The sequence below is a fragment of the Rubripirellula lacrimiformis genome (assembly GCF_007741535.1).
GTDB lineage: Bacteria > Planctomycetota > Planctomycetia > Pirellulales > Pirellulaceae > Rubripirellula > Rubripirellula lacrimiformis.
The window spans coordinates 3918193-3932228 of sequence record NZ_CP036525.1 but is presented as its reverse complement, the minus strand read 5'-3'; the positions used below and the strand labels follow the sequence as shown (position 1 = coordinate 3932228).

The window sequence follows — 14036 nt, the reverse complement described above, 5'->3', positions numbered from 1 at the left end:
TCAAAGTTTGGCGGGAAGACACTGCCGCGGGTCGGGAACGACCGTGGGCAACGCCGCTAGAAGGAGGGAAAAGCAAAGGGTGGCGGAGGAAGCCGGCGAATCAACACCGCCGGTTCCAATGCGTTTACAAACAGCGCATCATTCGATCAGATCGCGGTCACGAACGCCTAGAAGGTACAACACGGCATCCAACCCCAAGTTCGAAACCTGGTGCTCTGCCCTGGTACGGACGATGGGTTTGGCGTGGAAAGCGATGCCGAGCCCCGCGCGAGCCAACATCGGCAGATCGTTGGCGCCATCCCCGACCGCAATCGTTTGCTCGCAATCGATGCCTTCGTTGGCCGCTAATTGTTCCAACAGCATCGCTTTGCGTTCCGCGTTGACGATCGGGCCGATCACGCGTCCGGTCAGCTTGCCGTCCACAATCTCTAGTTTGTTGGCATGAACGTGATCGACGGCAAGGCGTTTCTGCAGGTATTCGCCAAAGTAGGTAAAGCCGCCTGAAAGAATCGCCGTCCGGTACCCAAACCGTTTCAGATTTTTCAGCAGTGTTTCGGCGCCTTCGGTCAGTTCCAACCGGTCCGCGATCTTTGGCAGGACGGATTCCGACAAACCAGCGAGAAGTTCCACGCGGCGGCGTAGGGATTCGTCAAAATCAATTTCGCCTCGCATGGCCGCTTCGGTCACCGCGGCGACCTGCTGCCCCACACCGGCTTCGATCCCCAGTTCGTCGATCACCTCGGCCTGCAGCAGCGTTGAATCCATGTCCAACGCAACCACCCGGCGATTGCGACGAAACGCACTGTCTTTTTGCCAAGCCCAGTCCAGATTCAGGCTGCTGGAAAGATCCAACAAGCGACTCTTCAGCTGGACGACATCCTGGGGTTCCCCGCGAATCGAAAACTCGACGCACGCGCGGGTCAGCGAATGATTCGAATTGCGTGGTGGGCGGCCGGACAACCGCGTGATCACATCGATGTTCAGCCCCTGGTCGGCCAACACGCGGCTGACCGCGGCAAACTGAGCGGAGGTAATGGCTCGCGAAATCAGGGTCAGAATGTACCGAGCCTTGCCCTGGCGACGCACCCACGCGTCGTAGGCCTCGTCACCGATTTCCTTGCTCTTGCACTTCAATCCCAGTCGTTTTCCACGACGTCGGATCTTGCGGACCACCGCGTCGGCGTCCTGGTGCGGCGGGATGCGAACCAACAGTCCCAATAGCAGTGATCGGTGAATCACGGCTTGGTTGATGTCGATGACCTCGCAGTCAAACTTCATCAAATGTTCAGAAAGGCCGGCGGTCAATCCGGGCCGGTCTTCCCCTGTCAGGCGAAAAAGTACGACCGTTCCGGAAGAATTCAATGGTGTATTCATGATTGCCCGAAAGGTTAGCAACCAGGCCCGGAATCGTCGACCAAGGCAACCCTAGGATTCTGCGGCCCGGCATGCCAAATTTTGGCAGCTGGCATACCACGCCGCATCGTACAGACGCCCGCCCAAAGTCATCGACTTGCGGGACAGCGATCGGCAATCATTTGGACCAGCCAGCCGATCGCTTGTTCAAGTTCCAGTTTTCTAGCCACGCCGTGGCGATAGCTTTCTGGCGGCGGCCTTGGCCGGCCGGTCCCTACGTCAGTTCGACGACGGGCGGACGTAGACCCTTAGACGTTTGGATCCATACGATCCGGCATTGCCGCTGAACGTCCAATCGGGGTTTTCCCCCTTGGAGTTCCCGATTCCCAGGTCAGCCGATTTGCCTTGTTTCCAGTGGTTGATGGCGAACACCGTTTGCTTGTTTCCACCATGGTGCACCTGCATCGAACCATAGCCATCGACGGGGGGGCCGGGATCGTCGCCAAAGTCAAAGGAATTGGCCGAAGCACCGGGCACCTTGGCACCGTTGGCCGGGGAATAGTTATTGGGCCAAAACTCGATCCATCCCGTCGATGCTCCGCTGTCGCTGGTAACGGCGTCGCTGCTACTGAACACGTCCATCCCCTTCAGCGATTGTTGGAAATTCGCGCCCGATTCGATGGTGGGGATTGCGATCTTGCCGACATCATCGGTGAATGCATCCATCGTCACGAACACTTGCTGAGGATCGGACGAATCCGATGTTTGCAATTCCACCAGGTATCCGATTCGATCGAACGCAGGCGTTTCCTTGCTGCGATCGACATCGTACTGAATCTTGGATCCAAGCTTGGCCAGGTCCAAATCGTAGACCAGTTGATACTCGCCATCGATCGGAAGCGTGTCGACAAACTTTGGAACTTCACCACCTCGGCACGCTGACACGGGCAATCCGGTTGCCCCCATCAGGTTCGGTTCCGCCAGCTTATCCCAAGCGAAACGATACGCCACAGGATTCGATACATCGCTGCACCGGAGCGTCACGGAGTCACCATCGACCGCGGCGATCGCGGGCTGGAACCCACCACTTCCAGATCCGATGATCTCGAAGTGACTTGGTGCCTTGCCATCGCGAGTTTTCAGCCCGCCACCTGTGCTGGAAAAGTTCAACTTCAACTCACCTTTCAAGACGTCCAGCGATTCGACCTGCGGACTGCTGGCGACCAGGTCGCTTTTGCCATAGTCGTTTTTCAGAGCCAACATCGCCAAGCGATCGCCAACGTCCTGTTTGTTGGTAGGGTGAATGTCGCTGATGTTCCCGATGTCATTGATCACGACCATCCCGGTGTTTTCAATTTGCTCGACCGCAGCCTGAGCCTCCCAGAACTCGGCCAGGATCGTCGGATCCTCGTTGCCATAGTGATACGGTGCGATTTGAACGTAGTAGAAGGGAAAATCACCTTGTTCCCACAGCTGTCGCCAACCGCCGATCAGGGCCTTCTTCTTCTCGAAATACAACATTCCTTCGCCGTGATTCGATTCGCCTTGGTACCAGATGGCGCCACGGATCGGATAGCCAACGATCGGATGGATCATCGCGTTGTACAGCATCGTCGGATCTTGGTGGCTCTTGAACGGCAACAGTTGACCGGGAAAGCCGGGGCTTGGACCGGCGCTGCTGTTAGCGTCCAGGGCTTTGCGGGCATCGTCCAACCAAGACGTTGTTTCACTGATGTGCTGGGACAGTCGTTGCTGGTAACTGGGGGACCCCGGTGTGCGTCCCATGATCGATTCATAGATGCTACTGAGCACGGGTACCGCTTGAAATCCGTTGGGTGGCGTCCAAGGTTCGACCCGAGTCCCGCCCCAAGACGAATTGACCAACCCGATTGGTACGCCCAATTCGCGGTGCAGTTTACGAGCCATGAAATAGCCGGCTGCGGTGAACGCACCGACGGTCGATGGCGAACACACCGCCCATTGGCCTTCGAAGTCATCTTGCGGAACCATGTCTGACTTTCTTGCGACCTGGATCTGTCGAATCAGGGGAAAGTTCGCTGCTGCGATTTCCTTCGCGGCGTCGTTGGACGAGGCCACGGTCCAAGCCATGTTGGATTGTCCTGAACACAACCACACTTCGCCAACCAACAAATCGTTGAACGTGATCGCGTTGTTTCCGCGAATCGTCAACGTCGCTGGTTGACTGCTAGCCTTCATCGCCGGCAGTTCGATTTCCCAGCGACCGTTTGCGTCCGCCGTGCCCGTCGCCTGATGCTGGTCACCACCATCCTGGTTCCAACTTGCCATGACCTTTTCAGCCGGATCGGCCCAGCCCCACAGACGGACGGGCTTTTCCTGCTGGACGACCATGTGATCGCCAAAAATGCTTGGAACCCGCACATCAGCGGATACCACAGAAGTCCAAACCGACAGCAACAGAACGGTCGCGGCGGGCAGTACGGAAGATCGATGAAGCGTGCAACGCATGGGCGGGGCTCTTCACTAGTGATTGGGGGGGAAGTAGGTGGGATCGATCAAGGCGAGCGGATACCGATCGAACCGCCCAGTGTACTTTACGAACCGGTCCGGCGGGTCGTGCTTCGATCACACCGCATATCGATCCCGCTGGATCTCCATCCTGCCGCACGTCGCTCGCAAGCAAGTCCACCTTGGGCTAGAATTTCGGATCGGTCTCGACTGGCGCGTCCTTTACCCTAGGGCAGGGCCTGATTGCCCATGCCCCACCGCGTCTGGTTTCCACTCCCCGGTTCCCGCTGCCTCAGATCCTCCCCGCCCGATTCAACCCCGAGTGTTTCTGTGACGGATTGCTAGTCCGATCGCACGACCATCGGTCCCCCCTTCCAACCCCGCCGACGAATCTAATGAAATTGTTTGGTCTCGCCGCACCATTGCTGGCGCTCTTGGTTCCTCTGCCGCTCGCATTGGCCGCGGAAAACGAATACGCACTGCAGCCATTGGCCTACCAGAATCCCGGACTAGAAGTCGATTTGGGTGTCGGACTTTGGGCGTACCCCATGCCGATGGACTACGACGGTGACGGCGACCTGGACCTGTTGGTCGGATGCCCCGACAAACCGAGCCAAGGCACCTACTATTTCGAAAACCCTAGCCAGGATCCCGACCAGAAAATGCCGGTATTCAAAGCCGGCGTTCGGATCGGCAATGGGTTCCACTACATGACCCCCAGCGTCATCAACGACGAACCCGTGGTGATGACGCCGGCGAAGGTTTTTCGGCGCGACGCAGAGTCCGGAAAATTTGATTTCAGCAAGCCGTCGTCCATCGACGCACCCTCGAATCCGCACACTTCCAAATCCAACCCCTTCGGTCGGCCTGGTGCACGTACCCGAGCAAACATGTGGCGTTACGCTGACTACGACGGCGACGGCGACCACGACATCCTGGTTGGAATCGGCGACTGGACCGATTTGGCCTGGGACCACGCCTACGACAACCATGGACAATGGCGAAATGGTCCGTTGCATGGATACGTCTACCTGATCGTGAACGAAGGTGACGACGATTCGCCCAAGTACACGACGGATGCAAAACGGTTGCAAGCCGGCGGTGGCGATCTGGATGTTTACGGATGGCCGTCCCCCAACATGATTGACTTCGATGGCGACGGAGACTTGGATCTGCTGTGCGGCGAATTCCTGGACGGGTTCACCTATTTTCAGAATGTGGGAACACGAACGGAACCCGACTACGCCGCGGGCGAAAAATTGGTCGCTGCGGATGGCAAGCCGTTGGTGATGGACTTGCAGATGATCACCCCAACGGCATGCGATTGGGACGGTGACGGCGATTTTGACTTGATTGTCGGCGACGAAGACGGACGAGTCGCTTTGGTTGAAAACACCGGCGGGCTTCGCGATTCAGCACCGGTATTCAAGTCCCCTGTTTACTTCCGTCAGGAAGCGGACACGCTGAAGTTCGGCGCGTTGGCCACACCTTTTTCCGTGGACTGGGACGATGACGGCGACGAAGACATCTTGTGCGGCAATACCGCTGGCAATATCGCGTTCTTCGAAAACCTAGGCGCCGCCGAAAACGGTCTGCCGCGTTGGGCCGAACCCCAATTGATCGAAGTCCAACAAGCCAACCAACCATCCGAACCGTTTCGCGTTCTGGCTGGTCCCAACGGATCGATCCAGGGCCCCTGCGAAGCCAAATGGGGCTACACCACGTTGTCGGTCGCGGATGTTGATTCCGACGGCGACTTGGACATCGTCTACAACTCGATCCTGTCGCGGCTTGGCGTCCTGACGAACAACGACGGCGTGTTCACCGACACCCCGTTTGATTCCGGATTAGCCGAAGCACCACCGGCTTGGTATTGGTGGCAAACCCAATCGTCGGCATCGATCACCCAGTGGCGAACGACTCCGATGATGATCGACTTTGATGGCGACGATTCGTTGGACTTTGTGATGTTGGACCAAGAGGGTTACCTAACGCTGCGTCGTTCGTTCGGAAAGGCGGAACGAATTTTCGTGGACGAACAAGGTGAGCCGCTTCGTTTGAATGCGGGTTCGTGCGGACGTTCCGGACGGATCAAGTTGGCTGTCGTCGACTGGGACGGCGATTCACGTCTGGACGTGTTGGTGAACTCCGAAAACGCCACCTGGTATCGCAACTGCGAAGATCGTGATGGCCAGATCGTGCTGAAGAAAGTCGGAAATCTGGCTCGTCGCAACGTCGCCGGTCACACGTCCAGCCCAACCGTTTGTGATTTCAATCGTGACGGAAAACCCGATCTGTTGGTCGGCAGCGAAAATGGCCGGATCTATCACATCGCCCACGACGATTGCATTTCGTATGACGAAGCACAAACCAGTGCAAAACCAGCCGGCAAAACCGCGGCGAAAAAGTTCCCCGGTTGGGTAGCCGAAGAGTTCATCAACTCCAAAGCACCCTACCCAGAGTCTCACGCATCCACGATCTGTGAAACCACCCGTGGATTGGTCGCCGCGTGGTTCGGTGGTACGAAAGAGCGGAACAAGGACGTCGGAATTTGGACCAGCTATCACGACGGACTTGGTTGGTCTAAGCCGACCGAAGTGGCCAACGGAATCCAGCACAGCGGGCTGCGTTACCCCTGTTGGAATCCCGTTCTGTATCAACCACCGGGTGATGCACCGACACTTCTGTTTTTCAAGGTTGGTCCGACGCCCAGTCAGTGGTGGGGCGAGATGATGGTCAGCTACGATCGCGGACGCACCTTTGTGGAACGTCGTCGATTGCCCGAAGGCATCGATGGACCGGTTCGCTGCAAACCGATGCTGTTGGATGATCAGCAAACCTTGCTAAGCGGATCGTCGACCGAACATGATGGATGGAAGGTGCATTTCGAATCCGTCCGTCTGGTCGATGGACAACCCGAAGGCACGTGGGACCGAATCGGCCCAATCAACGACGCTACGAAATTCAACGCGATCCAGCCGACCATCCTGACGCATCCCGATGGACGAATTCAGGCTCTTTGTCGCACCAAGGAAAGTGTCATTGCATCGACATTTTCCAGCGACCAAGGAAAGACTTGGACGCCTCTAGAAGCAATCGATCTGCCCAACCCCAACTCGGGGATCGAAGCGGTCACCTTGGACGATGGGCGTCATCTGTTGGTCTACAACCACCTGGACAGCGGAGACAATGGCTGGGGCAGCCGCGGACTTTTGAACTTGGCAATCAGCGATGATGGACTGAACTGGCGTCAGGTCGGCGAACTGGACAAGGCCGAGAAATCGGAATTCAGTTATCCTGCGATCATTCAAACGGGGGATGGCAAAGTTCACATCACCTACACGTTCAATCGCAAAAAGATCAAGCATGTCACGATCGAACCAAAGGAACTGAAGTGATCTCGACGAACACGTCTAGTTTCATTCGATCGACCGTTGAATTGGGGATCGCAACCCTCCGCTGCGTATCGGGCGAATGAGCGAACAGGCGAAGGCAGTCCCGCCGCGATCCGGCCCGATTCGCTGGATCAACGCGTTGTCGATCGACGCGGTGGCGGTGGGGATCGTTTGGCAAGCGATCTTTGCGTGCGCGTTCCGTGGATCGCCGCCTTCGCTGATCGAAAGCACGACGTTGGGATTGACCCTATGGTTGATCTACACCGCGGATCACCTGTTGGATGCAACGCGACTGGATATCCACCAGCCGCGTACATTTCGTCACCACATTCACCACCAGTATCGTCACGTGCTGGTGGTCGTGTGGATGGTGTTCACCGTCATCGACGCGGCGGCAATTGTCGTCGGTCTATCAGAATCATTGATCCGGTGGGGACTCGCACTGGCCGCGATCGTCTTGCTGTACGGAGCCAGTGTTCACTTTCGGTCCACCGCAGCTGCGTTGGAATCCGAAACCGCGTCGCCACCGAATCGTCGATCGATTCATCGAAAGGGACGATTTGCGATTGGCAAAGAAATCAAGGTGGGCGGCATCTTCGCCCTGGGCGTCGGGCTGTTAGCCTGGGACCACCAACCCACGTTACCGCTGATGGTGTCGACGGCATTGGCGGCGGTTCTGTTCGCCGCGAACTGTGTCGTGGTGGCTTGCTGGGATACCGATTGCGACCGATCCCAGAACTTTGAATCGTGGACCAGCCGACGACCAAACATCCTTGGTTGGATGACACCGACACTGATAGTGTTGGGGTGCGGATCGATGGCAAGCAGCTTTGTCTTCGCGATACCACCGCTGGTGGCTGGATCGATCGCCATCAGCAGCCTTTCGCTGTTGGCCGCGTGGGTCTGGACGGGCGCGACAGCGGGTCGTAGGGCAGCCGGCAGATCGAAAGACGATCAACGGACATCGCCCCAGACCGGCCAAACTGTGCCCCACCAAGTTTCGCCCGCCCCTTCGCCGTCGATGGCATGGTTGGCGGACGCCATGTTGATCGCCCCGCCGGCGTTTGTTTGGCTCGTGTTTTTAGGATGGTCGGCAATCGGGTGGTTGGCGTGACCGAGGATCCGAACGACACCCCGGGTCCGATCGGATCTCAGTCTCCACCACCGATCGCTGGATCGCGTGGGTACGATCGCTTGGCCGCGGTCTATCGACCGCTCGAATGGTGGATGTTTGGCGACGACCTTCAACGTGGTCGCACGGCACTTCTAGATGACCTGCCGCCGGCACGCCAGATTCTGGTGCTGGGCGATGGTGACGGTCGCCTGATGCAGCAGATCGGCCGGCAATCGCCCGACGCGATGATCACCAGCGTCGACAACAGCAAGGGGATGCTAGAACATCAACAACGGCGTATTCAAGACGTGGGTGCCACCGACCGCGTCCGCTTTGTGCATCAGGATGCACGTGATTTCCCATGTCGTGAAGCCAGCGTCGATCTTCTGGTGATGGCGTTCTTCCTGGATTGCTTCACGGAATCGGACATCGATGAGTTTCTGCCGAACTGGATCCGCACGGTGCGTCCGGGCGGGCATGTGTACGTTGCCGAATTCGCGGTGCCCGGATCAGGCTGGCATGCCGTTCGTGCGAAGCTGATGTTGGCCGCGATGCACTGTTTTTTTCGCTGGACCACTGACTTTCAAAACCGCCGGTTGGTCGATTTGGATTGCAAACTAGAAAGCCAATCGCTTCGCAAATCCAAATGCCGAACCAGAAACAAAGGTCTAATTCAAACTCAGATCTGGCAGCGAGCCGGCCAGCCAACGTCGACCGGATGCAACCCGGGCGTCCGCTAGGCCAGTAGATCCTTGACGACGTTTCCGTGGACGTCGGTAAGCCGGTAGTCACGTCCTTGGAAACGATAGGTCAATCGTTTGTGATCGAAACCAAGCAGCTGCAGAATGGTCGCATGCAGATCGTGAACGTGCACGGGGTTCTCAGCCACATTGAACCCCAGTTCGTCGGTTGAACCGTAAACCAGCCCTTTTTTCAGTCCGCCGCCCGCCATCCACATCGTGAATGAATTCGGGTGATGGTCCCGGCCGTCGTTGCCACCTTGGACCATGGGTGTGCGTCCGAATTCGCCGCCCCAAATCACCAGCGTCTCGTCCAAGAGTCCCTGCTGTTTCAAATCTTTCACCAGCGCCCCGCAGGCCTGGTCCGTATCAAGACAGTTCTGTTTCAGTCCCGACGTTAGCCCGCCGTGCTGGTCCCACGATTCGTGGAACAGTTGCACGAATCGCACGCCACGCTGGACCAACCGACGTGCCAGCAGACAATTGTTGGCGAACGACATTTTTCCTGGTTCGGCACCGTACAGATCCAACATGTGTTGCGGTTCGTCCGCCAACGACATCGCCTCCGGCGCACTGGACTGCATTCGAAACGCCATTTCATACGAGTTGACGCGTGTGGCAATTTCGGGATCGCCCACTACGTCCAAACGCTGACGATTCAGTCGGTTGATCGCATCGAGTGTGCTTCGCTGCGATCCGGCCGGCAAACCTTCTGGACTGGACAGATACAGAACCGGATCACCGCTGCTGCGAAATTCGACGCCGGAGTGCATCGTCGGCAAGAACCCTGAATTCCAATTTCCGGCACCTGCGCTGGGCCCCTTCTTTCCACTGTTGAAAACGACATAGGCGGGAAGGTTTTCTGATTCGCTACCCAATCCATAGGTCAGCCAGGATCCCATGCTGGGCCGGCCAAACTGTTGCGATCCGGTGCTCATCAACAGTTGCGCAGGAGCATGATTGAAGGCGTCGGTCGTCATCGAACGGACGATGCACAAATCGTCGGCAACCGATGCGGTGTGCGGCAACAGTTCGCTGATCTCGGCACCCGATTGGCCATGTTTGGAAAAACCAAACTTGGGTCCCAGCAGTTTCGAGTTTGGATTGATGAACGCCGCGCGATAGCCGTCCAACAGGTCCGGCGGCGGAAGCGTTCCATCCAATTTTGCCAACATCGGCTTGTGGTCAAACATTTCGAACTGGCTCGGGCCGCCGCCCATGAACAGCAGGATGACGTTCTTGATTTTGGCAGGGAAATGGGGTGCCTTGGGCGCCAGTGGATTTGCATTGTCCGGCGACGCCGCGAATCCATCCCCAGCCATCAAACTGGTCAATGCGACCGAACCGAGTCCGATCCCACATTGCTGCAGAAACCAACGACGACGAGCGTTTTGGACGACTGCGGCTTGATGCGTGTCGTCTGATTTGTGTAGTCGATTCATGACTTGGTTATCGTTTCATCAAGGTTCAGAATTGTTCGTGCAACGACCATCCAAGCGGCAAGCTCAGTCGATTCGACGCCCACCAGTTGGCGACATAGATGGGACGAAACGCCCACAAATTTTTCGAGCGAATCGTTGTCGAGTTCGGCGAAGGTTTCTCGCTGTGCGTCCAGCAAATCGACCAACACGCGGATCTCGGAATCGGCGGGAACCCGACCGGTGCAGGCCCGAAACACATGGATGATTCGCATCCGATCCAGATCGGGTGCATCGTCAGCGGACCATTCGCCCCGCCCCAGGATCCCGCTTGCCATCGACCGCGAGATTTCCAGGAACTGGGGCTCGTTCAACAGCACCAACGCCTGAAGCGGTGTGTTGCTGCGCGCCCGCCGAACGGTGGCCGCGTCGCCTTTGGGTGCGTCGAAAACTTGCAACGGCGGGTAAGGCACACTTCGATACTGGTGCACGTACAGGCTGCGTCGGTATTGGCTGCCGTCGGTGTCGGTGTCCCAGATCTTAGGCCCATAGCTGGCAGGCGGTTGGAATAGAAAATCCGGCGCTGGCGGATAGACGCTGGGCCCACCAATGGTCAGGTCCAACAGTCCGCTGACGGACAAAGCCAAGTCACGAACCATTTCTGCGTCCATTCGAAACCGTGGCCCCCGCGTCAGCCATTGGTTGGTGGGGTCGTTTCGCCAAGCCGATGGCGGTGCGATCGAGCTTTGGCGGTAGGTCGCCGAATCCACGATCAGACGATGGATGTGCTTCATGCTCCAGTCATGTTCCATCAGCTCGATCGCCAAATAGTCCAACAGTTCGGGGTGGCTGGGCGGCGCCGATTGGAATCCGAAATCCTCGGGCGTGACCACCAACCCGCGACCAAAATAGGCCTGCCAGATCCGGTTCACGATCACGCGAGCCGCGGTGGGCGAATCTTCGGACACCAACCACCGGGCGAATCGCAGCCGATCCGGCGACGCACCCTGCGGCATCGGATTCATGAACTCCGGCGTCCCCGGTTGCACGGGGTCCGCAGGACTTAGGAAATCGCCACGCGTGAACACAAAGGTTTCGCGTGCCTCGGGCAGTGCGACGGCCACCAACTGTGACGCGGTTTCCGGAAAGCGACTCCATTCCTGTTCAATCCGATCGTTGCAATCGGCCAACAACTTCGACAGATCCGCTGGTGGGTTGTCATCGCCCACCGCCCAATCCGCCGAGATCACATCGGGCGGCAGTTGACGCCACTGCGAAAACACCCCATCCCATTGATCATCGGACCACTGCGAGGACGGCGTTGCAAGGATCGATTCGACAGCCGAGTGGATCGCATATCGGGGCAGTTGGGGCGAATCGGTGATGCTGAAACGGTAGCGTCCGATCAGAAAATTCTGATTGTCATCGCTATTCCATCCCCCGTGCTTTTGGATCATCTGAAAGGTCAACGTCGCTTCCCCATCGACCACGATTGGCGATTCGGGGATGAAGATCGCATGACGAGACTGATTGCTGCGACCGGGCCCAATATCCGTGGTCCAAGCCGTCTTTTCGTCACCGTCGATGGCGAACTCGACCGCGCCGACCACGCGTTTGTCCTTCTGTGGATCACGATCGCGGTATTGTTTCTTCAGGTCTCGCTGGGGCGGATTGACATCCGAAACGGCCCGAACGAACTTGACTTCGATCGGCTTGGCGTCTTTGGCCGACGGGGTCACCGTCAACTTGAACTCGGAAAGAGCCCCCGTCCCATCGATGCTGCGTCCGGGTCCACCGCGTGGCAATTGCGGGTGAGTCAGCGCGTCCAGACGAACCGCCGTGATCGTGCCCACGTCCAGGGTCAACGAAAACGAATTGGCTGCCTTGGTGGGTGCGTAACTTTCACTGACGATGGAACCGTCATCCAAAACCGCAAACTTCTGGCCCTCGTAGGGAATGTCGGTTGGCGTGACCGCGTTCCAGTGCGGGAGTTTGGACGAGGCCTCTGCGGCCCAGTTTGCCACATGTTGCTTCCACCCCGGAAGATGTCGACGCAGCGCGGCTTCCTGGCCTGCAATGTTGGCCAACACCTCGTCGCGACGCATCGCTTGCTGGGGTGTAAAGACGCTGACACAGGCTTCGTGAAAATCGTTCAACGAAGCGAACATCTGGTAATACTCGTGGTGACTGATCGGGTCGTACTTATGCGTATGACACTGGGCACACTGAGTCGTCACGCCCATGATCGCTTTGCCAATCGCGTCCACCCGATCGAACATGCCTTCGATACGGAATTGTTCGGGGTCAGCGCCGCCTTCTTCGTTGGTCATCGAGTTGCGCAGAAACCCGGTTGCAACCCGTTCGGCCTGCGATGCGTCGGGAATCAGGTCGCCGGCGATCTGATGGATCACGAATTGATCATAGGGCATGTCACGGTTGATGGCGTCGATGACCCAGTCACGATAGAAAAAGACTTGCCGCTGCATGTCCTTTTCATAGCCAGCCGAATCGGCATAGCGAGCCGCGTCCAACCACCATCGGCCCCAGCGTTCACCAAAGTGACGCGAGGACATGCGATCGTCGATCAAAGCCGCCAGTGCGTCGTCCAGGGGATCAACCGATTCGACGGTATCGATCTCTGCGATCGTGGTTGGCAAACCGATCAGGTCCAGCGAGATTCGCCGGCTAAGCGTTGCCGCATCGGCCTGTGGCGATGGATGCAGTCCCATCGATTCCATCTTTGCCAACGTGAACCGATCGACCGCGTTGCGTGGCCAGCTGGAATCTTTGACTTTGGGAAGATCGGGCATCGCAGGCGGCAGGAACGCCCAGTGCGTGTCGTAGGCCGCGCCGGAATCGATCCAGGCTTGCAAGGCCGCAATCTCGTCCGCCGTTACCTTCTTTCCAGTATCCGGCGGCGGCATCACCAAGTCGGGGTCATCGCTGGTCACACGAGCGATGATTTCGGATTGCAGACTATCGCCGCTGTAGATCGCGCCGGCATCGATTGCTTCGTCCCGAATGTCCAATCGCAATCCGGCCTCGCGAGTGGATTCGTCAGGTCCATGGCAAAGGAAACACTTGTCGGACAAGACCGTACGAATGTCGCGGTTAAAATCAACAACGGGCTGGATCGATGCGTGTGCTTCGGACACCGAATCGGGCTGATCAGCGAATGCCGGACCCGACATCAGCAATCCTGCGGAAAAAGCAAGCCAGACTGCCGTATGAATAAGGCAGGTACGCTGTCGCAAGCTTCGGTTCAACATTTGCGAAAATCGTGCGAGAGGATGAAAGGAAAAACCAGCACGGCCGGGCGCCGAACATCGGGGGAGGTGAGCATTGGGGAGGGAGGGGAGCAAAAGGTAGCCGAGCAATGGTTCGGTGGGCAGCTTTCGGCAACGAAAGTCGGCGAACAGGGTTCACCGACGGGTCGTGTGGAAAACAAGTGACAAAACCAACACAGGCCGCATTCCGCTCGGCCTCGTCCGCACTTTGGCTTCGTCCGCACTTTGGCTTCGCAAGCCGG

Annotated in this window: 7 protein-coding genes; 3 read left to right on the top strand and 4 right to left on the bottom strand. The window is 57.7% G+C overall.

What is annotated here, in order from left to right; translation table 11 throughout:
• Window positions 1-138 precede the first annotated feature (138 nt).
• Both serB and K227x_RS13810 read right to left on the bottom strand, forming a co-directional pair.
• Window positions 139-1374: a phosphoserine phosphatase SerB gene (serB, locus tag K227x_RS13815; protein WP_145170289.1), complete on the bottom strand. Its 1236-nt coding sequence runs from the start codon at window positions 1372-1374 to the stop codon at window positions 139-141.
• Between the two features lie 258 nt (window positions 1375-1632).
• Window positions 1633-3840, bottom strand: coding sequence for a sialate O-acetylesterase (locus K227x_RS13810; protein ID WP_145170287.1), 2208 nt, complete (start codon window positions 3838-3840; stop codon window positions 1633-1635).
• A gap of 395 nt (window positions 3841-4235) precedes the next feature.
• Here K227x_RS13810 and K227x_RS13805 point away from each other — a divergent pair, with 395 nt between their 5' ends.
• The 3 genes from K227x_RS13805 to K227x_RS13795 all read left to right on the top strand — a co-directional run bounded on the left by K227x_RS13805 (window position 4236) and on the right by K227x_RS13795 (window position 9089).
• The gene (locus K227x_RS13805; RefSeq protein ID WP_145170284.1) at window positions 4236-7238 is read left to right on the top strand and encodes an exo-alpha-sialidase; all 3003 of its coding nucleotides are present in this window, start codon (window positions 4236-4238) and stop codon (window positions 7236-7238) included.
• Between the two features lie 76 nt (window positions 7239-7314).
• Complete coding sequence (locus tag K227x_RS13800) at window positions 7315-8349, top strand: hypothetical protein (RefSeq protein WP_145170283.1); 1035 nt, start codon at window positions 7315-7317, stop codon at window positions 8347-8349.
• The gene (locus tag K227x_RS13795; protein ID WP_218933997.1) at window positions 8322-9089 is read left to right on the top strand and encodes a class I SAM-dependent methyltransferase; all 768 of its coding nucleotides are present in this window, start codon (window positions 8322-8324) and stop codon (window positions 9087-9089) included. Before K227x_RS13800 ends, K227x_RS13795 begins: the two co-directional genes overlap by 28 nt.
• On the opposite strand, the gene K227x_RS13790 is transcribed toward K227x_RS13795, so the two are convergent.
• The gene (locus K227x_RS13790) at window positions 9086-10531 is read right to left on the bottom strand and encodes a DUF1501 domain-containing protein (RefSeq protein WP_145170279.1); all 1446 of its coding nucleotides are present in this window, start codon (window positions 10529-10531) and stop codon (window positions 9086-9088) included. The genes K227x_RS13795 and K227x_RS13790 overlap by 4 nt on opposite strands.
• Window positions 10528-13698 carry a PSD1 and planctomycete cytochrome C domain-containing protein gene (locus K227x_RS13785; protein ID WP_246146786.1) on the bottom strand — a complete coding sequence of 1057 codons (3171 nt, stop codon included), beginning with the start codon at window positions 13696-13698 and terminating at the stop codon, window positions 10528-10530. The genes K227x_RS13790 and K227x_RS13785 overlap by 4 nt, the downstream gene beginning before the upstream one ends.
• Window positions 13699-14036: the final 338 nt, after the last annotated feature.

Excerpts from the sequence above, each read along its gene's own strand:
- K227x_RS13790 (WP_145170279.1), bottom strand. The coding sequence starts at position 10,531 with ATGAATCGACTACACAAATCAGACGACACGCATCAAGCCGCAGTCGTC.
- K227x_RS13795 (WP_218933997.1), top strand. The coding sequence starts at position 8,322 with ATGGTCGGCAATCGGGTGGTTGGCGTGACCGAGGATCCGAACGACACC.
- K227x_RS13800 (WP_145170283.1), top strand. The coding sequence starts at position 7,315 with ATGAGCGAACAGGCGAAGGCAGTCCCGCCGCGATCCGGCCCGATTCGC.
- K227x_RS13810 (WP_145170287.1), bottom strand. The coding sequence starts at position 3,840 with ATGCGTTGCACGCTTCATCGATCTTCCGTACTGCCCGCCGCGACCGTT.
- K227x_RS13785 (WP_246146786.1), bottom strand. The coding sequence starts at position 13,698 with ATGTCGGGTCCGGCATTCGCTGATCAGCCCGATTCGGTGTCCGAAGCA.
- serB (WP_145170289.1), bottom strand. The coding sequence starts at position 1,374 with ATGAATACACCATTGAATTCTTCCGGAACGGTCGTACTTTTTCGCCTG.
- K227x_RS13805 (WP_145170284.1), top strand. The coding sequence starts at position 4,236 with ATGAAATTGTTTGGTCTCGCCGCACCATTGCTGGCGCTCTTGGTTCCT.